The organism is Hyphomicrobium album, assembly GCF_009708035.1.
Classification (GTDB): domain Bacteria; phylum Pseudomonadota; class Alphaproteobacteria; order Rhizobiales; family Hyphomicrobiaceae; genus Hyphomicrobium_A; species Hyphomicrobium_A album.
In genome coordinates this window covers 139,207-159,163 of record NZ_WMBQ01000002.1, presented here as the reverse complement: position 1 = coordinate 159,163, position 19,957 = coordinate 139,207, and the positions used below count along the sequence as shown (strand labels likewise).

Here is a 19,957-nt window from a genome sequence, read left to right as displayed (position 1 = left end):
CAATTTTGGTAGACAATACGCGCTCATGCCTGAACACTGCTTGGCATGAGCTCCCGGTCGGCGCCGAGCGCTCGCGTGTATCTGTAGTGTACGGGGCCTCGGGGGACTCGAATGCGTTTGTGTGCGTACACCGCCGCCATTGCGGCGGGCGGCTTCTTGTTGCTTGCGTCCAGCGCCAATGCGCAGGCGCCCGAACCTCCGACACCCGCGCCTCCCGCCGCCGGCTCGACGCAGCTGCCGCCGGTCGTCGTCGACGCGCCCGCCCAGAAAAAGGCCGCGCCGAAGAAGAAGACCGCCAAGGCGAAGCAGAAGAGCGCGGCGCCTGTCGTCAGCGCTGCACCGACACCCACAACTACGCCTCCCGCACCCAGCCAAGGGCTCTCCGGCGAACTGCTGCGCGCGTCGCAGCAAAATACGAGCGGCGTGACGACCTTCACCGCTGCCGACGTCCAACGATCGGGCGATACGGGCGTCTATGACGTCATCAAATCCACACCCAACCTGACGCCGGCCGCCGGCGGCGCGACGCTACCCGCCATCCGCGGCGAAGGCGCCGGACCGTCGGATCTCGGCGGCACATTGCTCTATGGCACCTCGCCCCAATCGGTGCTGATCGTCGACCACGTCGCGCGCGTGTCGTCCTACGCCAACTCGTCCTTCCAGAATCTGTACGATGTGAGCTGGGTAGACGTGCTGAAGGGCCCGCAACCGGCAGTGGTCGGCACAAATGCGTTTGCCGGCGCCTTCGTGGTGAAGACCAACGATCCCGAGTTCAAGTGGTATGGCGAATCGTTCTCTGAGATCACGTGGAACGAGTTTTCGGGCCTCAACTACCGCGTTGCCGGCGTCGCCAATGCGCCGCTTTCATCGGAGGCGGCGATGCGGCTCGTAATCCAATACGAGGAAGGCGACGACCCGTACGACGTGCTCGTCAAGGACGCCATCCCGCCGGCAGGTAAGGATCTCGAAGAACTCAACGACTTTCGCACGCTCAACCTACGCGGCAAGTTCCTGGTCGAGCCCGACAGCATCCCGGGTCTGACCGTGCTGGCGACGGCGGAATACCAGTCGGGCCTCGACAATGCCTTCAACTCTTTTGTCGATTTGCCGTCGAAAAGCACGCACCGGTACCGCGATCGGGTCGCCCTCTATAGCAACGACATTCGCATCTTCGATACGGAAGCGTGGGTCGGCGGCTTGACCGCCACGTACGCGCTGTCGTCCCGGGAAGAGCTGAAATCCGTCACGAGCTACCTCTCCGACCATTTCAGCAGCGCGCCGCAGAGCCTTGGAACCAAGATCGACGACGTGACGGAAACGCGCTTCGCCCAAGACTTGCAGTATGGCTTTCGCGGCGTGAGCAACATGACTGGCGTCGTGGGCGTGTCCGTCACGCAGGATGACCGCTACTACGGCATCACCGTGCCAATCAAGTTGCAACAAGACTTCGACATCGAGAACCAAGCTGTCTACGCGGACGTCGCGTGGAACTTCGCCCCGCGCTTCGACCTACTGTTCGGCGGACGCGTGGATCACCGGCGTGACGACCGGTTCACGTACGTCGACGCCTTGTTCGCACCGCCGACGACGCGTCTGTACAGCAACGAGGAAACTTATCTGCTGCCAAAGATTGGACTGCAGTACCATCTCGACGTCGACGAGACGATCGCCGCCACGGTGCGCAAGGGTTACAACCCCGGCGGCGCTTTCGCCAACATCTACACCGGGGTCTATTTCGAATTCCAAGACGAGACGATGTGGACCTACGAGGTCGCCTACCGCAATCGTCTGCTGCAAGACCAGCTATCGGTCGGCGTCACCGCCTTCTACAACGACTACAAGGACAAGCAGCTCTTCATCTCGAAGTCGGTTCTCGACTACACCATCATCAACGAGCCTAAGGCGCGCTCCTACGGTCTCGAGTTGGAAGCAAAAGCGGCCGTCACCAAGGACCTCGACGTGACGGCAGGCGTGGGACTTCTGCAGACCGAGCTGATCGACGTCACGGCCGCAACTCTGCAGATAGTGAAGGGCGACAATTTCGGCTTGGACCCTGCGGTGACGCCGTCGCTGATGCTCGCTTGGCGCCCGGTTGAAGGCGTCGAGCTGACTGGCAAGGCCATGTACGTCAGCAGCTACTACAGCTACGTCAACGCGCCGGCCTATAAGGCAGGCGACTATACGTTGCTCGATATCGGCGCCAGCTACACCTTAGGGCCGATCGTGGCGCGCGCCTTCATCAACAACGTGACCGACGAGGTGGCGCAGGCGACGGTGTATGAGGCCGGCGCCACGCTTCTGCCGCCGCGGACGTTTGGAACTTCGCTCAAAGTCGGCTTCTAGGTTTGGGGACTGCGGACGAGCAGAAAATCTGCCGCTCTCCGCGCTTGGTTGGGAGGCCGCAGGCAAGCAGACCGTTTGCCTGCGGGGAGGGCCGCGTGCTAAGGCGCGCGTCGCAGCAGCTCGCACGCTGCGTCCTCCAAGAGCGACCGCATGCCGGCAGCGCCGACCACGCTTTCGATCCTCGTCATCGACGAAAACCGGCTGCGTGCGGCGGTTATCGAGGAGGGCTTGCGCGATGCGGGCTACGACAATCTCACCATCGTGCACGATGTCGCCGGCATCGCCCGGCGCATCGCCGACGTTAACCCCGACGTCATCGTCATCGACCTCGAAAACCCCAACCGCGACATGCTGGAGAACATGTTCCAGCTATCCAAAGCGGTGAAGCGGCCCATCGCCATGTTTGTCGACCGCTCCGACCAGGCGGCAATCGAGGCGGCGGTGGACGCGGGCGTCTCCGCCTACGTGGTCGACGGGCTGAAGCGCGAGCGCGTGAAACCGATCCTCGACATGGCCATCAGCCGCTTCAACGCGTTCGCCCGCATGGCGCACGAGCTGCAGGAGGCGCGCACAGAGCTGGAAAGCCGCAAGCTCATCGACCGCGCCAAGGGCATCCTGATGACGACGCGCGGACTGTCGGAGGCCGATGCCTACGCGCTGCTGCGCAAGACCGCCATGAACCAGAACCGCAAGATTTCCGAGATCGCCGAGAGCCTGATCACGGCCGCTGGCTTGCTCGCTCCGCCGGAGGATTCCTGACCATGAGCTCGGGGCACCAGATCTTCGCCGGCTTCATGCCGCTGCTGGACAGTTCTCTCCTCATCGCCGCCAAGGAAAAGGGGTTCGCCGCCTCCGAGGGCATCGACCTCGTGCTGATGCGGGAGACCTCGTGGGCGAGCATTCGCGACCGCATGGCCGTCGGCCATTTCCAGGTCGCCCACATGCTGGCGCCCATGCCGATAGCCGCCAATCTCGGCCTTACGCCGCTCGCCGTCCCGACGATTGCCCCGATGGCACTCGGGCTCGGCGGTAACGCGGTCACCGTCTCGAACGCACTTTGGGCAAGCATGCTCGGACACGGCGCCACGCCGGACCTCGACCCCGCATCGACGGGCCGCGGCATCAAGGCGGTGTGCGCCGAGCGGGCGGCGCGCGGGGAGCCGGTGCTGCGCTTTGCGGTCGTGCACCCGTTCTCCGGCCATAACTACGAGCTGCGCTATTGGCTCGCCGCCTGCGGTGTCGATCCGCGGCGCGACGTGGAGATCGTCATCGTCCCGCCGCCGCTGATGGCCGACGCCCTGGCGAGTGGCGGCATCGACGGCTACTGCGTCGGCGAGCCGTGGAGCACCGCGGCGGCCATCGCCGGACACGGACGCATCGCCACGGTGAAGGCGGCCATCTGGCGTTCGAGCCCGGAGAAAGTGCTGGGCGCCGGCGCCAAATGGGCGGCGGATAACCCGGAGGCGCTGGCGGCGCTGTTGCGCGCGCTGTGCCGGTCGGCGCAGTGGTGCGCCGACCCCGGCAACCACAGTGAGCTTGCCGGCATCCTCGCCGGCACCGCCTATCTGGGGCGCCCGGCCGCGTGGATGCTGCACGGTCTGTCGGGCGAGCTCGACGTCGGCGGCGGGGAGGTCCGGCGCCTCGCCGAGTTCTTCGTGCCCTTCGCCAAGGCGGCGACCTTCCCCTGGAAGAGCCACGCGCTGTGGTTCTATTCGCAGATGGTCCGCTGGGGGCAGATCGCGCATTCGGCGGAGAACGCCGCGATCGCCCGCGAGACCTATCGGCCCGACCTCTATCGCGCCGCATTGAAGCCGCTCGGCGTGGCGCTGCCCACTGCCAACGCCAAGGTGGAAGGAGCGCTCAAGGCGCCGACGCCGGTCGGCTCGGCGGGGGCCAGCTTGACACTCGGGCCGGACGGGTTTTTCGACGGCACGCTGTTCGATCCGGACCGGCTTGAGGCGTACATCAACTCGCAAAGTGGCTAGTGCATGCCAACATGCCGCACTGCACAAACTTTATGCCGGTTGGTGCCGCCAGTGACTATTATTTGGTCTTGCGCCGAATCCTTCGAACCGACTATGAATTTCTAAGCATCTGATAAATATTGATTTTTCAGAATGCTGCCAGTTGGCACGGTTTCTGCTCTTAAGTAACCGACAGCGCCCAATGGCGGGCGCTCATCAGGCAAAGCTGCCGATCAAGCCCTTGCGCGCGTGCGCACGGTCTTGACCGGCAGCTTTTTTGTTTTGGGACCACGTGAGGGGACGATTGATGCGCACCGAAGGTATTGCAGCCAGCACCACCGCCAGCGAGCCAAACCGCTTCTCCATAGCCACGCTCGCCTTCATGGCCTGCTTCGCGGCCATGATGCTCGTCTCGATGCTCTCCGCTCGGGCCGAGCCGCTGGTACCCGAGAAGGACGAGCTCAAGCTCGGCTTCATCAAGCTCACCGACATGGCGCCGCTGGCGATCGCCAAGGAGCTCGGCTTCTTCGAGGAAGAGGGCCTCTACGTCACGCTCGAGCCGCAGGCGAACTGGAAGGTGCTGCTCGACCGCGTCATCAGCGGCGAGCTCGACGGCGCTCATATGCTCGCCGGCCAGCCGATCGCCGCCACCATCGGCTTTGGCACCAAGGCTGAAATCGTCACGCCGTTCTCGATGGACCTCAACGGCAACGCCGTCACCGTCTCCAACGACGTGTGGGCGATGATGAAGCCGAGCATCCCTGTGGCCGACGGCAAACCCGCGCACCCGATCAAGGCCGATGCCTTGAAGCCGGTGGTCGACAAGTTCCGCGGCGACGGCAAGACCTTCAACATGGGCATGGTCTTCCCCGTGTCCACGCACAACTACGAGCTGCGCTACTGGCTCGCCGCCGGCAAGATCCATCCCGGCCTCTATTCCTCGAACGACGTCTCAGGCCAGATCAAAGCCGACGTGCTCCTGTCGGTGACGCCGCCGCCGCAGATGCCGGCAACGCTCGAAGCCGGCACCATCCATGGCTACTGCGTCGGCGAGCCGTGGAACCAAGCCGCCGTATTCAAGGGCATCGGCGTACCCATCGTCACCGACTACGAGATCTGGAAGAACAACCCCGAGAAGGTGTTCGGCATCACCAAGGCGTTCGCCGAGAAGAATCCCAAGACGACGCTCGCGCTGACCAAGGCGCTCATTCGCGCCGCCATGTGGCTCGACGAGAACAACAACGCCAACCGCATGAAGGCGGTCGAGATCTTGTCGAAGTCGGAATACGTTGGCGCCGACGCCAAAGTCATCGCCAATTCGATGACCGGCACCTTTGAGTACGAGAAGGGCGACAAGCGCGCGGTGCCGGACTTCAACGTCTTCTTCCGCCACTTCGCGACCTACCCCTACTACTCGGACGCCGTCTGGTACCTCACGCAGATGCGCCGCTGGGGCCAGATCCCCGAAGGCAAGCCGGACGACTGGTACGCAACCGTCGCCAAGAGCGTCTATCGCCCCGAGATCTATCTGCAGGCGGCAAAGCTCCTCGTCGCCGAAGGCAAGGCGAAGGAAGCCGACTTCCCCTGGACTGCCGACGGCTATCGCGCACCGACGGCCGAGTTCATCGACGGCATCACCTACGACGGGCGCAAGCCGAACGCCTACATCGACGCGCTGCCCATCGGATTGAAGGGCCAGCAGAAGGTCGACGGCAGCGAAGTCGTCGGGGGATGACAGCTGCCCCGCGACGGCCGCTGCCCACGGCGGCCGTCGCCACTCTCAACCGCTTGACTTGACGCAGGGCTGAATGAGCATGACCACCGCATCCGACACGATTGCCGCCGCCGACGCGGGGCGCCTCCTCCGCAAGGAAAGGCGCTTTGCTCGCATCAACAAGGCTGCCGGCTGGCTCGATGCCCTCGGTTTTGCCTGGGTGACGCCCCTGCTGAAGATCGCGGCCGGCGACAACGTCGGCGAGCAGCTCGGCGAGTTGAAGCGCGTGCTCATCATCCCCTTGCTCGGGATCGGCATGTTTGTCCTTGCTTGGGGCATGCTCGCCCCGCGCGTCGACACCTCCCTCGGGGCTCTACCCGGGCCGGCGCAAGTGTGGGAGCAGGCGCTGAACCTGTTCGCCGATCACCACGCCGAGCGCGCCAAGGAAGCCGCGTTCTACGCCCGCCAAGAGGAGCGCAATACCGCCCTCGCCGCAGCGGGCAAGCCGGAAGAGGTTAAGTGGCGTGCCTATACGGGCAAGCCGACCTTCTTCGACCAGATCCTGACGTCGCTGAAGACCGTCGGCCTCGGCTTCATTATCGCGACAATACTCGCAGTGCCGCTCGGCATCGCCTGCGGTCTGTCGAGGACGCTGAACGGCGCGATCAACCCGCTCATCCAGCTCTTCAAGCCGGTGTCACCTCTCGCCTGGCTGCCGATCGTCACCATGATCGTCTCGGCGCTCTACGTGAACCCGAGCGATGCGCTGCCGAAGGCGCTGCTGATCTCAGCGATCACCGTAACGCTCTGCTCGCTCTGGCCGACACTCATCAATACCGCACTCGGTGTCGCCTCGATCGACAAGGATCTCGTCAACGTCGGCAAGGTGCTGCAGCTCTCGACGCTGACGACCATTCGCAAGCTGGTGTTGCCGTCCGCCTTGCCACTGATCTTCACCGGCATGCGCCTGTCGCTCGGCGTGGGCTGGATGGTGCTGATCGCCGCCGAGATGCTGGCGCAGAACCCTGGGCTCGGAAAGTTCGTGTGGGACGAGTTCCAGAACGGCTCGTCGTTCTCGCTGGCACGCATCATGGTGGCGGTGCTCACCATCGGCATCATCGGCTTCATGCTGGACCGCGTGATGTACGCGCTGCAGTCGGCCTTCACCTTCCAGACGAACCGGTGAGACACAGATGAGCTTCCTCGAAATCACCGGACTTTCGAAAGGCTACGGCGAGGGCGCGGCGCGCACCGATGTGCTGGCCGACATCAACCTCTCCGTCGCCGAGGGTGAGTTCATCGCCATCGTCGGCTTCTCAGGATCGGGCAAGACGACGCTGATCTCCGCCATCGCCGGGCTGACCAAGCCGGACAGCGGCAGCATCAAGGTTCGCGACAAGGATATCTCCGGCCCGGGACCTGAGCGCGGCATCGTCTTCCAGTCGTATTCGCTGATGCCCTGGCTGAGCGTCTACGGCAACGTGTCGCTCGCTGTCGACGCCGTCCACAAGGGCAAGTCCGCCACCGAGCGCGGCGCCATCGCGCACAAGTATATCGATATGGTCGGCCTCTCGCACGCGCTCGACCGGCGCCCGGCGGAGCTGTCTGGCGGCATGCGCCAGCGCGTGGCGGTTGCGCGCGCACTCGCCATCCAACCCGAGATCATCCTGCTCGATGAGCCACTTTCCGCGCTCGACGCGCTGACGCGCGCCAAGCTGCAGGACGAGTTCGCGGAGATCTCCTCGCGCGAGCGCAAGACCATCATCCTCATCACCAACGACGTCGACGAGGCCATCCTCCTCGCTGACCGCATCATTCCACTGACGCCCGGGCCGAAGGCGACGCTTGGACCGTCCTTCAAGGTCGATCTGCCGCGCCCGCGCGACCGCGCGGCTATGAACTCGGACCCCGAGTTCATCCGTATCCGCGGCGAGGTGACCGCCTGCCTCATGGAGCTTGGCGCGTCACGCGCCGCCAGCACGCAGGCCGAACCCGTGCTGCCGAACGTTACGCCGATCACGGCGAAGGCGCCCAAGAACGAACTGCCGCTCGCCTATCAGAAGGCGGCCCATTCGCCCATCGAGGAGCGTTACGTCGAGTTCTACGAGGTGCGCAAGACGTACCCCACCCCGAAGGGCCCGCTCACTGTCGTCGACGGCTTCAACCTGAAAATGAAGAAGGGTGAGTTCGTCACCCTCATCGGCCATTCCGGCTGCGGCAAGTCGACGGTGTTGTCGATGGCGGCGGGGCTCAACAAGCTGTCGAGCGGCGGCATCGTCCTCGACGGTCGCGAGATTGCCGGCGCCGGCCCCGATCGGGCCGTCGTCTTCCAGTCCCCTTCGCTCATGCCCTGGCTTACGGCGCGCGAGAACGTCGCGCTCGGAGTCGACCGCGTCTATCCGAAGGCCAGCCCCGCCGAGCGGCGCGACATCGTCGAATACTATCTGCACCGCGTCGGCCTCGGTGACACCATGCACCGGCGCGCCGCCGAGCTGTCCAACGGCATGAAGCAACGTGTCGGCATCGCCCGCGCCTTCGCCCTGTCGCCCAAGCTGCTGCTGCTCGACGAGCCGTTCGGCATGCTCGACAGCCTTACTCGCTGGGAGCTGCAGGACGTGCTGATGGACGTCTGGGCGCGTACCAAGGTCACCGCCGTCTGCGTCACCCATGACGTCGATGAGGCGATCCTGCTCGCCGATCGCGTGGTGATGATGTCGAACGGACCGAACGCGACGATCGGCAACATCATGGAGGTGAACCTCCCGCGTCCGCGTTCGCGCAAGATGCTTCTGTCACACCCCGACTACTACGCGTACCGCGAGGAGCTCCTCGACTTCCTCGAAGCGTATGAAGGCGGCGCCAACCCGCCGCCTGCCCTTCTCGAAGACATCAAGCGCAAGCGAGCCGAACGTCTGGCTGCCGGCCCGCGCCTGCGCATCCAAGCAGCGGAATGAACAGCATGCGCGAAAAACTCGTCATCATCGGCAACGGCATGGCTCCGGGACGCATGCTCGAGCACCTGCTCGAGCGCTCACCGGAGCGCTACGAGGTCACGATCTTCAATGCCGAGCCGCGGGTCAACTACGACCGCATCATGCTCTCGCCGGTTCTGTCGGGCGAGAAGGACTACGAGCAGATCATCATCCACGGCGACGGCTGGTACATCAAGCACGGCATCACCCTCTACAAGGGGCACAAGATTACCAAGATCGATCGCACGGCGAAGACGGTAACGTCGGAGCACGGTGTGACCGAGAGTTTTGACAAGCTGGTCATCGCCACCGGCTCGGTGCCGTTCATTCTGCCCGTACCCGGCAACAACCTGCCGGGCGTGCTCTCCTATCGCGACCTCGACGACGTGAATGCGATGCTCGTCGCCGCGCAGTCGCGGGCCAAGGCGGTGGTCATTGGCGGCGGCCTGCTCGGCCTCGAAGCCGCTGCGGGCCTCAAGGCGCGCGACATGGACGTGACCGTCGTGCATCTGATGCCGACCCTGATGGAGCGTCAGCTCGATCCGGCGGCGGGGTACATGTTGCAGCGGGAGCTGGAAGCGCGCGGCATCAAGGTCGTCACCAAGGCCACGACCCAGGCGATCATCGGCCAGCACCGCACCGAGGGCGTCATGCTCGCCGACGGGCGCGTGATCCCGGCGACACTGGTCATCATGGCCGCCGGCATTCGGCCGAACGCGTCGATCGCCAAGGACGCCGCCCTCGAGACCAAACGCGGCATCCTGGTCGACGAGGGGATGCGCACGTCCGACCCCGACATCTTCGCTGTGGGTGAGTGCGCCGAGATCGGCGGCGAGGTCTACGGCCTCGTCGCCCCGCTCTACGAAATGGCGCGCGTCGCCGCCGCGCGCCTCACCGGCGACGACAGCGCAACGTTCGTCCACAACGACACGCCGACCAAGCTGAAGGTCACCGGCATCGACCTCTTCTCGCTCGGCGACTTTGCCGACGGCGACGACCGCCAGGAAATCGTGCTGCGCGACGCTACCGCCGGTGTCTACAAGCGGCTCGTCCTCAAGGAAAATCGCATCATCGGCACCGTGCTCTACGGCGAGACAACGGACGGCGCCTGGTTCAACGACCTGAAGAAAAAGCAGGTCGACATCTCCGATATGCGCGACACGCTGATCTTCGGCCAGGCGTACCAGGGCGGCTCGCCGCTGGACCCTATGGCGGCCGTTGCAGCGTTGCCCGATGACGCAGAAATCTGCGGCTGCAACGGCGTATGCAAGGGCAAGATCGTCGGCACCATAAAGGAGAAAGGTCTCGCATCGCTCGACGATGTGCGCGCCCATACCAAGGCGTCCGCATCGTGCGGCTCGTGCACGGGGCTCGTCGAGCAGCTGATGACGCTGACGCTCGGCGACAATTACAACCCCGCTGCCGTGCAGCCGATGTGCGCCTGCACGTCGCTCGGCCACGACGACGTGCGCCGCTTGATCAAGGCCAAGGGCCTCAAGACCATCCACGCGGTGATGCAGGAGCTCGAGTGGAAGACCTCGTGCGGCTGCGCCAAGTGCCGGCCGGCGCTCAACTACTACCTCGTATGCGACTGGCCGGGTGAATACGCCGACGACTACCAGTCGCGCTTCATCAACGAGCGCGCCCACGCCAACATCCAGAAGGACGGCACCTACTCGGTGGTGCCGCGCATGTGGGGCGGCGTGACGAACTCGAAGGAGCTGCGTGCCATCGCCGACGTGGTCGACAAGTTCGCCATCCCGACGGTTAAGGTGACCGGCGGACAGCGCATCGACATGCTCGGCATCAAGAAGGAGGACCTGCCGGCGGTTTGGGCCGATCTCGGCAAGGCCGGGTTCGTCTCGGGGCACGCCTACGCCAAGGGGCTGCGCACGGTGAAGACCTGTGTCGGCACCGACTGGTGCCGCTTCGGCACCCAGGATTCCACCGGCCTCGGCGTGCGCATCGAGAAGTTCATGTGGGGCTCGTGGACGCCGGCGAAGGTGAAGATGGCCGTGTCCGGCTGCCCGCGTAACTGCGCCGAAGCGACCTGCAAGGACGTCGGCGTCGTCTGCGTCGACAGCGGCTATGAGATCCACTTCGCCGGTGCCGCCGGGCTCGACATCAAGGGCACCGAGGTGCTCGGCCTGGTGAAGACCGAGGACGAAGCGCTCGAGGTGATCGTCGCGCTCGTCCAGATGTACCGCGAGCAGGGGCGCTATCTGGAGCGCATCTACAAATGGACGAAACGCGTCGGCGTTGCGGAAGTCCGCCGCCAGGTGCTCGACGATGTGGAGCGCCGCCGCGCCTTCTACGAGCGCTTCGTCTACTCGCAAAAGTTTGCCCAGGTCGACCCGTGGTCGGAGCGCGTCTCCGGCTTGCACAAGCACGAGTTCCGTCCGCTGGCCGCGGTCGGCGTGGCACAGGCGGCGGAGTGACGACAATGAACTGGATCGCCATCGGTACCCTTTCGGACATCCCGCAGCGCGGGGCGCGCTGCGTCGACACCCCGAGCGGCAAGGTCGCCGTGTTCCGCACGGCAGAGGATCGCGTGTTCGCCATCGATGACCACTGCCCGCACAAGGGCGGCCCGCTGAGCCAGGGCATCGTGCACGGTGCTGCAGTGACGTGCCCGCTGCACAACTGGGTGATTTCGCTGGAGACCGGCAAGGCGCTCGGTGCGGACGAAGGCTGCGTGCGCACAATTCCGGTGAAGGTCGAAGGCGACCTGCTGTTCATCGCCCTCGAAGCGCACGCGCACAAGGCGGCCTGAGCATGGACATGGCCGCGCCGCGCCATATCAAGACGACCTGCCCGTACTGCGGTGTCGGCTGCGGCGTTATCGCCGAGGTCAGCGGCACGGGCGACGTCAGCGTGCGCGGCGACGAAAGCCATCCGGCAAATTTTGGGCGCCTATGCTCCAAGGGCGCGGCGCTCGCCGAGACGATCGGTCTGGACGACCGCCTGCTCTACCCGCAGGTGAACGGCGCGCACACCGACTGGGGTTCGGCGCTCGATCTCGTCGCCGATAAGTTTGGCGCCGCGATCCGCGACCACGGTCCCGACTCGGTTGCCTTCTACGTGTCGGGCCAGCTCCTCACCGAGGACTACTACGTCGCCAATAAGCTGATGAAGGGCTTCATCGGCTCGGCAAATATCGACACCAACTCGCGCCTGTGCATGGCCTCGTCGGTTGCCGGGCACCGGCGCGCCTTCGGCGCCGACACGGTGCCCGGGTGCTACGAGGACCTGGAGGTCGCCGACCTCATCGTGCTCACCGGCTCCAACCTCGCCTGGTGCCATCCGGTGCTCTATCAGCGCATCGTGGCGGCTAAGGAAAAGCGGCCGCGGATGAAGATCGTGCTGATCGATCCGCGGCGCACGGCGACCTCCGACATCGCCGACCTGCATCTTGCCATCAAGCCGGACAGCGACGTCGCGCTGTTCCTCGGGCTGCTGCGCTATCTGGCGCGCAGCGGCGCGCTCAAGCGCCGCTACATCAACGGGCACACGACCGGCTTCAAGGAAGCGTTGCAGTCGGCGGAATTGCTCGATCTCTACGACCTCGTGCGCCGCACCGGCGTTGCCGGGGCGACGTTGGAGCAGTTCTTCGCGCTGTTCGCGGCCACCGAGAAAGTCGTCACCGTCTACAGCCAGGGCGTCAACCAGTCGGCGTCGGGTACCGACAAGGTCAACGCCATCATTAATTGCCACCTCGCCACCGGCCGCATCGGCAAGCCGGGCATGGGACCGCTGTCGGTGACGGGGCAGCCCAATGCCATGGGCGGACGCGAGGTCGGCGGGATGGCCAACATGCTCGCCGCGCATATGAACATCGAGGACGCGGTGCATCGCGAGCGCGTGCAGCGCTTCTGGCAGGCGCCGACCATCGCAGCGAAGCCGGGGCTAAAGGCCGTCGACATGTTCCGCGCCGTCGCCGATGGGCGCATCAAGGCGCTATGGGTCATGGCGACCAATCCGGTCGTGTCGATGCCGGACGCCGGCAACGTCGAGGCCGCCATCCGCAACTGCCCGTTCGTCGTCGTGTCCGACGTGACTGCGGCAACCGACACGGCGCGCCTGGCGCACGTGCTGCTGCCGGCCGCCGGTTGGGGCGAGAAGAGCGGCACGGTGACCAATACCGAGCGGCGTATCTCGCGCCAGCGGACCTTCCTCACGCCACCGGGCGACGCGCGCCCCGACTGGTGGATCATCAGCGAAGTGGCGAGCCGTATGGGACACGGCGCCGCCTTCACATTTTCGGAGCCGGCGGAAATCTTCGCCGAGCACGCGGCACTGTCGGCGTTCGAGAACGATGGGGCGCGCGATTTCGACATCGGCGCGCACGGGACGATAGACGCCGCTGGCTTTGAAGATCTCGAACCCTTCCAATGGCCGCGCACCAAACAGGGCAGCTCTGTCGAGCGCATGTTCACCGACGGGCGCTTCTTCACACCCGACGGCAAGGCTCGCTTCGTCAACGTGCAAGCACCCGCCCTCGCGGCAACCGAGCCAGGCTTCCCACTGACGCTCAACACCGGCCGCGTGCGCGACCATTGGCACACCATGACGCGCACGGGAAAGAGCGCCCGCCTGTCGCGGCACTATGCCGAGCCGTTCGTCGAGATTCATCCCGAGGACGCGGCGCGCCATCGTATCGGCGAGGCGGATCTGGTGCGCGTCTCGACGGGGCTTGGCGCCATACTCGTGCGCGCCCTCATCACTCCGCGCCAGCAACCGGGCTCGATCTTTGTCCCAATGCACTGGAACGACCAGTTCGCCTCGCGCGCCCGCGTCGACGTGCTGGCCGCCTCGGTCACCGATCCCACCTCCGGCCAGCCAGCCTTGAAGAACGTGCCGGCGCGCATCGAGCGCTTCGTCGCCGCCACGTACGGGTTTGCGGTGCTGCGCCGCAAGCCCACGCAGATCGCAGCGGAATACTGGGCCATCGCCAAGTGTGAGGGTGGATGGCGCGTCGAATTGGCGTTCGCCGCCAATTCCGACGACTGGCCGGCGTTCGTTCGCGACCTCGTCGGTAGCGACGGCGAGCCCGCCGCCTATAGCGACAGTGAGACCGGACGCATGCGCTTTGCATGCTACGAGGACGGCCATCTCGCCGGTACGGTTTTTCTAGCGCGCGAGCCTGTAGCCGTGTCGCGCGAATGGGCGGTCTCGCAGCTCGTCGAGGGCAACTCCAGTCCGCGCACGCGCAGCGCCGTTCTCGCCGGACGTCCAGGCGCCGGTGGCATCGATCGCGGCGCCATCGTCTGCGCCTGCTTCGGGATCGGTGCCAACGAGATCGCCGGGGCGGTCGCGCGCGGCTGCACCAGCGTCGCCGCCGTGGGCGCCGCAACCCAGGCCGGCACGAATTGCGGCTCCTGCCGCGCTGAAATCCGCAGCATCCTCGACGCGCAACTTGCCGCCCCTGCAGCGGCGCCACGTGTCGTAGTACCGGCATGAAGGCACCGATGCACGAATACCTGCAGCCCCTGATGCCGCCTACGCTCGCCAACTTGGCGGGCACCATCGTGCGACGCGTCACCGACATTGGGCGCGCGCTGTTGCGTTCGCGCCCGACCGACACGGACATCTCGAACGCGGAGCCGCAGGAGCGCGGCGTCGGTCACGTCAGCCTCGTCGGCGCCGGACCAGGCGATCCGGATCTCATCACGCTCAAGGCTTTGAAGGCGCTCGCCGCCGCCGACGTCGTGCTGCATGACCAGCTCGTTTCGCCTGAGGTTCTGGCGCTGGTGCCGCAGCACGCGCAGCGCATCGACGTCGGCAAGAAGGGATACGGACGCGCCTGCAAACAGAGCGACATCAACGACCTGATGGTGGCATTCGCCAAGGCGGGGCGCCGCGTCGTGCGGCTGAAGGCCGGCGATCCATTGGTGTTCGGACGGCTCGAGGAAGAGATCGTCGCGCTGGAGACGGCCGCAATCTCGTTCGACGTGGTCCCCGGCATATCGGCGGCGCAGGGCGCGGCGGCATCGCTCGGCGTGTCGCTCACCCGCCGCCGCGGCGCGCGCCGCTTCCAGGCGATCACCGGGCATGCCGACCACGGCCGGCTGCCGGAAGATTTCGATTGGGCCGGCCTCGCCGATCCGAAAGCGACCACCGCCGTCTACATGCCGAAGGCAACCATCGCCGACCTCTGCAGCGAGCTGATGGCGCGCGGCCTGCCGGGCCCGCATCCGGCGGCGGCAGTGTTCAACGCCACGCGCGCGGATGAAGTGATGATGTCCGCCGATCTTGCGACGCTACCGCAGCGCATCGCCGCGGCACCATCGCAAGGTCCATGCATCATTCTTATCGGCGTCGCGGCCACGCGGCGTGCAGCGTGCCTTGCTAGCTCCGCCCGCGCGCACGCCGGTAGTGAAGCTTAGGACAGGTTAGTTGTAGCGTAGGTTCGGGAATTCACCTGCAAGCAGCGCGTCGGCGTTGCCGGCGCGCGCGTGATGAAGCGGAGTGTTCCCCTGCTCGACGAGCCGTTCGGCGCTCGACGCTCTCACCCGCGCGAGACCTCCAACCTCGCCGATGTGCGCCGAGGGTCCCCGCCGCGTGGAGGACCGCCTAAGACGGCTCTGGGGGTCACTCCGGCTCACCGTATCGGTCTGCGCGCAGGATAGCGTTTGCACAACCTTTTCGCCGAGGCCGCCAGCCGTTTGGGCGCTTCGTCGTCCGACCCATCTGGTTGCTACGCCAATGCTCCGTGTGCAGAATTTCAGTGCCTGTGTGGCTGCAAATCGGGCAACTCACACTAGATTGCCTGCCGGCCGAGCAAGCTGTGATGTTCTTGCTATCGGCTGCATCTTTGCCAGGGTTAAGAGCATGAAGAACGGTGACAGCTCGCGGACGTGGTCTATTTTGGTGCCGTTCTGCAAGGCTGCGAACAGGGCCAGCGCCGGCCCGGACATTCCCACGCCGCGACCTCCCTTCGGCCCTCATCGGGCAAGGTTGTTTGTTCGCGGCGACATCGAAAATCGCACCTGTAGGACGGCCCATGCGCAAATTCAGTTCGGCTTTCGCCTTCACTCTAACCTTCGCTGTCCTGTCGGCCAGCGGTAACACCCTCGCTCAGGCAGCTGATCTCGGGGGGGGCTGTTGTGCCGATCTCGAGGAGCGCATCGCCGAGTTGGAGATGACGACGGCGCGCAAGGGCAACCGCAAGGTCTCGGTCACCATCACCGGCTACGTGACGAAGCAGATCATGTTCTGGGATGATGGCGTCGAGCACAACGCCTACATCAACGACATCGGCCCGACGCAGGCGACGAACTTCCGCATTACCGGCGAGGCGACCATCGCCCCTGGATGGAAGGCCGGCTACATGATGCGCATCCAGGATCTGACCGACAATCCCATGGGAGCAGACCAGAACGTGTCGAGCATCGACCAGGGCCTCAACGTGCAGATGGCGCACTGGTACATTGCCAGCAAGGACTACGGCAAACTCGCCGTCGGCAGAAACGCGCTCGCGGCGAAGAGCGCTGCTATGTTCACCGACCTCTCCGGCACGCAGGTGATCGCCAACTACGTGCTGTTCGATGGCGGCGCCTTCTTCATGCGTAGTAACGGCGTGCTGCTGCCGGTGAAGTGGGGTGACCTCGGCTATTGCTACGCGCAGCAGCGTCCGTGGGGCGGTGACTGCGACGGCATCGTGATGAACGGAGTGCGCTACGATAGTCCGGTGATGGCCGGCTTCTCCATCTCCGCCAGCTACGGCGAGGACGACGATTGGGAGGTGGCTGGCCGCTACACCGGGACCGTATCCGGCTTCAAGCTTGCCTTCGGCATCGGCTACTCGGTCAATACGGACCAGCTGACGCAGCCGCCGCCCATCTCCTTTAGCAAGGAATCGGCCGTCTTTCAGGTCGGCGGCTATGCTCAGCATCTTGCCACGGGCCTGTTCCTGCACGCGGCCTATGGCGAGGAGGACAACAACAACAAGAAGACGCTCGCCGGCTTCACCGAGCCCGACTCGAACCAGTGGTACGTGAAGGGCGGTATCCGCCGGCAGTGGATGTCTCTGGGGCATACGGTGCTCTACGGCGAAGCCGGCACGTACATCGACCAGATGGGGCCCATCGCCCTCAGCGCCGGCGCGACATCCTCGGAGTTCACTCGCTGGGGCGTGGGCGCCGTGCAGGAAATCGATGCGGCTTCAATGTCTATCTGGTTGAAGTATCGGGAGCATACGGCCGAAGTGACAGGCTTCGCGCCGGCCGGTATCGACGACTTCCGCTATGTCTCGACTGGCGCCTTGATCAACTTCTAGGCGCCCCGGAAAGGCTCCGGTCATCAGTCCCATGCCACAACGCCCCTGGGCTCTCCACAGCCCGGGGGCTTCGTTGTAGGCTTGATGCGTCGGTTCGCTTGAGCACCAGCGTATATCAGCAGCTCATTTCAATGGGGGGTGCAGCATGCACACTTTGTCTGTCGGCGACTGCCTTCGCTTCGCCTGGGATACTTTTAAGCAGCGCCCGTGGATCCTCATCGGCGCACTGCTGCTGTCGATGATCATCGCCGGTCTGCCGCAGGTCTTCGCGCCTTACCCGACAGTCGGACCGGATGGACAGATCATCCCGGCACCGGTTTCAACGTGGGGCACGATCGTCTCTCTCGTCAGCCTATTCGTGTCGATCGGTGTCAGCCTCGGCCTGACGACGTTCTCGCTGCGCGCCCACGACAATATCCAGGCCGTGCAGATCACCGATCTTTGGAACCCGGGTCCCTTCTGGCGCTTCCTCGGCGCGCACATCTTGACCGTGATCGCCATCGCGCTCGGTTTTATTGCTTTGATCGTCCCCGGCGTCATCCTCGCCATGGGACTGATGTTCGTGCCCTATCTCGTCATCGATCGCGGATCGGGGCCGATCGAGGCCATGAAGGAGAGCTGGCGGGTCACCAAGGGTCATAAGTGGCAGCTGTTCCTGCTGTTCCTGGCGTTGATCGGACTGAACATCCTTGGCGCCATCGCCCTCGTCGTCGGCCTCTTCGTGAGTGTGCCGGTAACGATGCTGGCGGCCGCCCATGCCTACCGCACGCTGACATCCTAGTCTTTGCGCGGCCAGCAACACGCGGACGGCCGAAATAAGGCCGTCCGCGCACTGTGCGCCAACAGTCACACAGCCTGGGAAAGGCCCCCGCGCTGCGTTGCAGCAGCGGCGATGAATATGTTATCCGGCAAGATCAGAGACTGTCGGGGGAATTGCATGCGCCGCGGCACCGCATACGTCACCCTACTGCTGCTCGCAGCCCTCGTGCCGCGTGCCGTCGCGGCTGGACCAGCCTTGGTCATCGAGCTTTCGAACAACAAGGTGCTCTACGCCGAGGAAGCCGATAGCACGTGGTATCCCGCATCGCTCACCAAGATGATGACGGCCTACCTCGTGTTCGAGGCGCTCAAAGGCGGCAAGCTCGATCTCAAGACGAAGATATCCTGCTCGGCGACCGCCAACGGGCAGCCGCCGAGCAAAATCGGCCTGCCGGTGGGCGGGCAGATGTCGGTCGACCACGGTCTGCAGGCGCTGATCATCAAATCGGCCAACGACGTCGCGGTGATGCTCGCCGAAGCGGTCGCCGGTAGCGAACCGGCGTTCGTCGCGCAGATGAACGCGACGGCGAAGCGGCTCGGCATGGAGCGCACCTCGTTCGTCAATCCCAACGGCCTGCCGTCGCCGCAACAGGTAACCACGGCACGCGATCTCGCCAAGCTCGCCCGCGCCATCATCAACGACTACCCCGAATACGCGCATTACTGGATGAAGCCGGAGATGCGGCTCGGCAAACAGCGCCTCGTGACCCACAATGGCCTGCTGCGCTCGTTCGAAGGCGCTGACGGCATGAAAACCGGCTTCACCTGCGATTCCGGCTTCAACGTTGTCGCCACCGCCACCCGCGACAACCGGCGCATCATCGCCGTCGTCCTTGGCGACCATTCCAGCGGCGAGCGCAACGTGCGCGCCGCGAGCCTGCTCGAGTACGGCTTCCAGCAGCACGGCTGGAAACAGCTCTTCAATTCCACGACCATCGACAATATGCCCCTCGCCAGCGCCTCGCCGGTGAAGAGCGTGCGCACCGGCGTGACGTCCTGGGGCTGCAACGAGCGCAAGGCTCGCACGGCCAAGGCCGGCGCCGGCAAGAAGCGCACGGCCGCCAAGGCTGCGAAGAAGAAGCTGGCCACGGAGGCCGCGGAGAAGCCGGCGCCCGTCACCCTCGACGTCGTTCCCGATGCGGGCGGTGAGCCGGCGACCGTGGAGCTTCGTGGGACGATGCCTCCGCCCGCCGCTGCCTCGTTCCAGCAGCAATAGAGGCCTACCGGCCCGACCGATCGTCGGGCAGTCGCTCCGAACGTCTCTAAACGATCAGCTCGAGCTTGCCGTCTCGATATGGGCAGCCGGACGGCGTACCGCCCTGCTGCGGGGCGGTCGGCGGCTCGACGGCCTTCCTAGTCGTATCATCCGACTGCTGCTGCGGCTGGGGCCTCGCCGCGCCGACCGACGACCCCGCCTGGGCCAGCGCTGCCGACGCCGTTCCGAGCATCGCTACGCACGCAGCGCAAAGAAGCGTTAACCGCAATTGTGAGGGCATCTCGCATCCTCCTGCGCAACTTTGCGCCGAGCCTAGCACGATGCCGCCCCTTGCCGCGCAGTTTCATTTTGGAGCACGCACCTTATGGCGCGCTTTTTGCTCCCCAGGCAGGAGAGGAAGCACACGGGATTTCACGGCAATGACAAACCTCTGGCAACACAAGATGTCCATAGACGAGCCCGAGTTCGACGCGATGGCGAGCGTCCTTGAGGCAAAGCATGGTCTTCACGCAGCGGAAGTGGCCGACTTCTTCGCGGCCGTGCACTATAAGAACGGCGATGCCGAGCGATCCAGCGCATGGGCCGACGTCGCCGAGCGCGTGCGCGAGCGCCAGCGCGACCGGCTGCTCTCCTGAAGCTGAAGCCGAAGCC

Annotated in this window: 15 protein-coding genes; 14 read left to right on the top strand and 1 reads right to left on the bottom strand. The window is 65.1% G+C overall.

Annotation, left to right across the window (positions count from 1 at the left end):
- The first annotated feature begins 111 nt into the window (after positions 1-111).
- The 13 genes from GIW81_RS12840 to GIW81_RS12780 all read left to right on the top strand — a co-directional run bounded on the left by GIW81_RS12840 (position 112) and on the right by GIW81_RS12780 (position 19,306).
- Entirely contained in the window at positions 112-2,343 is a 2,232-nt protein-coding gene (locus GIW81_RS12840) for a TonB-dependent receptor (RefSeq protein ID WP_154739783.1), read from the top strand.
- Between the two features lie 150 nt (positions 2,344-2,493).
- Positions 2,494-3,102 (top strand): ANTAR domain-containing response regulator, encoded by a 609-nt coding sequence (locus GIW81_RS12835; RefSeq protein ID WP_154739782.1) that lies wholly within the window; start codon positions 2,494-2,496, stop codon positions 3,100-3,102.
- Between the two features lie 2 nt (positions 3,103-3,104).
- Positions 3,105-4,328 carry a CmpA/NrtA family ABC transporter substrate-binding protein gene (locus tag GIW81_RS12830; protein WP_154739781.1) on the top strand — a complete coding sequence of 408 codons (1,224 nt, stop codon included), beginning with the start codon at positions 3,105-3,107 and terminating at the stop codon, positions 4,326-4,328.
- Positions 4,329-4,689: 361 nt separating this feature from the next.
- Entirely contained in the window at positions 4,690-6,042 is a 1,353-nt protein-coding gene (locus GIW81_RS12825) for a CmpA/NrtA family ABC transporter substrate-binding protein (protein WP_154740751.1), read from the top strand.
- 79 nt (positions 6,043-6,121) lie between these two features.
- A complete protein-coding gene (locus GIW81_RS12820) occupies positions 6,122-7,207 on the top strand; it encodes an ABC transporter permease (protein WP_154740750.1) in 1,086 nt (361 codons plus the stop codon).
- 7 nt (positions 7,208-7,214) lie between these two features.
- Positions 7,215-8,975 carry an ABC transporter ATP-binding protein gene (locus GIW81_RS12815; protein WP_154739780.1) on the top strand — a complete coding sequence of 587 codons (1,761 nt, stop codon included), beginning with the start codon at positions 7,215-7,217 and terminating at the stop codon, positions 8,973-8,975.
- 5 nt (positions 8,976-8,980) lie between these two features.
- Entirely contained in the window at positions 8,981-11,431 is a 2,451-nt protein-coding gene (nirB, locus tag GIW81_RS12810; RefSeq protein ID WP_154739779.1) for a nitrite reductase large subunit NirB, read from the top strand.
- Positions 11,432-11,436: 5 nt separating this feature from the next.
- The gene (gene nirD, locus GIW81_RS12805; protein ID WP_154739778.1) at positions 11,437-11,766 is read left to right on the top strand and encodes a nitrite reductase small subunit NirD; all 330 of its coding nucleotides are present in this window, start codon (positions 11,437-11,439) and stop codon (positions 11,764-11,766) included.
- Between the two features lie 2 nt (positions 11,767-11,768).
- Positions 11,769-14,453 (top strand): nitrate reductase, encoded by a 2,685-nt coding sequence (locus tag GIW81_RS12800; protein ID WP_154739777.1) that lies wholly within the window; start codon positions 11,769-11,771, stop codon positions 14,451-14,453.
- Positions 14,450-15,379: a uroporphyrinogen-III C-methyltransferase gene (cobA, locus tag GIW81_RS12795; protein ID WP_154739776.1), complete on the top strand. Its 930-nt coding sequence runs from the start codon at positions 14,450-14,452 to the stop codon at positions 15,377-15,379. Before GIW81_RS12800 ends, cobA begins: the two co-directional genes overlap by 4 nt.
- Before the next feature lie 617 nt (positions 15,380-15,996).
- Positions 15,997-17,271, top strand: coding sequence for a porin (locus GIW81_RS12790; protein ID WP_154739775.1), 1,275 nt, complete (start codon positions 15,997-15,999; stop codon positions 17,269-17,271).
- A 145-nt stretch (positions 17,272-17,416) separates the two neighbouring features.
- A complete protein-coding gene (locus GIW81_RS12785) occupies positions 17,417-18,052 on the top strand; it encodes a DUF975 family protein (RefSeq protein ID WP_154739774.1) in 636 nt (211 codons plus the stop codon).
- A 156-nt stretch (positions 18,053-18,208) separates the two neighbouring features.
- Complete coding sequence (locus GIW81_RS12780; RefSeq protein ID WP_154739773.1) at positions 18,209-19,306, top strand: D-alanyl-D-alanine carboxypeptidase family protein; 1,098 nt, start codon at positions 18,209-18,211, stop codon at positions 19,304-19,306.
- Positions 19,307-19,352: 46 nt separating this feature from the next.
- Here GIW81_RS12780 and GIW81_RS12775 read toward each other — a convergent pair whose 3' ends face one another.
- Positions 19,353-19,538: a hypothetical protein gene (locus GIW81_RS12775; protein WP_154739772.1), complete on the bottom strand. Its 186-nt coding sequence runs from the start codon at positions 19,536-19,538 to the stop codon at positions 19,353-19,355.
- Positions 19,539-19,725: 187 nt separating this feature from the next.
- On the opposite strand from GIW81_RS12775, the gene GIW81_RS18860 reads away from it, so the two are divergent.
- Positions 19,726-19,941, top strand: coding sequence for a hypothetical protein (locus GIW81_RS18860; RefSeq protein WP_195930553.1), 216 nt, complete (start codon positions 19,726-19,728; stop codon positions 19,939-19,941).
- Positions 19,942-19,957 lie beyond the last annotated feature (16 nt).

Bases quoted from the DNA above. Each gene is read 5' to 3' on its own strand.
- GIW81_RS12840 (WP_154739783.1), top strand. From the start codon at position 112: ATGCGTTTGTGTGCGTACACCGCCGCCATTGCGGCGGGCGGCTTCTTG.
- GIW81_RS12835 (WP_154739782.1), top strand. From the start codon at position 2,494: ATGCCGGCAGCGCCGACCACGCTTTCGATCCTCGTCATCGACGAAAAC.
- GIW81_RS12830 (WP_154739781.1), top strand. From the start codon at position 3,105: ATGAGCTCGGGGCACCAGATCTTCGCCGGCTTCATGCCGCTGCTGGAC.
- GIW81_RS12825 (WP_154740751.1), top strand. From the start codon at position 4,690: ATGGCCTGCTTCGCGGCCATGATGCTCGTCTCGATGCTCTCCGCTCGG.
- GIW81_RS12820 (WP_154740750.1), top strand. From the start codon at position 6,122: ATGACCACCGCATCCGACACGATTGCCGCCGCCGACGCGGGGCGCCTC.
- GIW81_RS12815 (WP_154739780.1), top strand. From the start codon at position 7,215: ATGAGCTTCCTCGAAATCACCGGACTTTCGAAAGGCTACGGCGAGGGC.
- nirB (WP_154739779.1), top strand. From the start codon at position 8,981: ATGCGCGAAAAACTCGTCATCATCGGCAACGGCATGGCTCCGGGACGC.
- nirD (WP_154739778.1), top strand. From the start codon at position 11,437: ATGAACTGGATCGCCATCGGTACCCTTTCGGACATCCCGCAGCGCGGG.
- GIW81_RS12800 (WP_154739777.1), top strand. From the start codon at position 11,769: ATGGACATGGCCGCGCCGCGCCATATCAAGACGACCTGCCCGTACTGC.
- cobA (WP_154739776.1), top strand. From the start codon at position 14,450: ATGAAGGCACCGATGCACGAATACCTGCAGCCCCTGATGCCGCCTACG.
- GIW81_RS12790 (WP_154739775.1), top strand. From the start codon at position 15,997: ATGCGCAAATTCAGTTCGGCTTTCGCCTTCACTCTAACCTTCGCTGTC.
- GIW81_RS12785 (WP_154739774.1), top strand. From the start codon at position 17,417: ATGCACACTTTGTCTGTCGGCGACTGCCTTCGCTTCGCCTGGGATACT.
- GIW81_RS12780 (WP_154739773.1), top strand. From the start codon at position 18,209: ATGCGCCGCGGCACCGCATACGTCACCCTACTGCTGCTCGCAGCCCTC.
- GIW81_RS12775 (WP_154739772.1), bottom strand. From the start codon at position 19,538: ATGCTCGGAACGGCGTCGGCAGCGCTGGCCCAGGCGGGGTCGTCGGTC.
- GIW81_RS18860 (WP_195930553.1), top strand. From the start codon at position 19,726: ATGACAAACCTCTGGCAACACAAGATGTCCATAGACGAGCCCGAGTTC.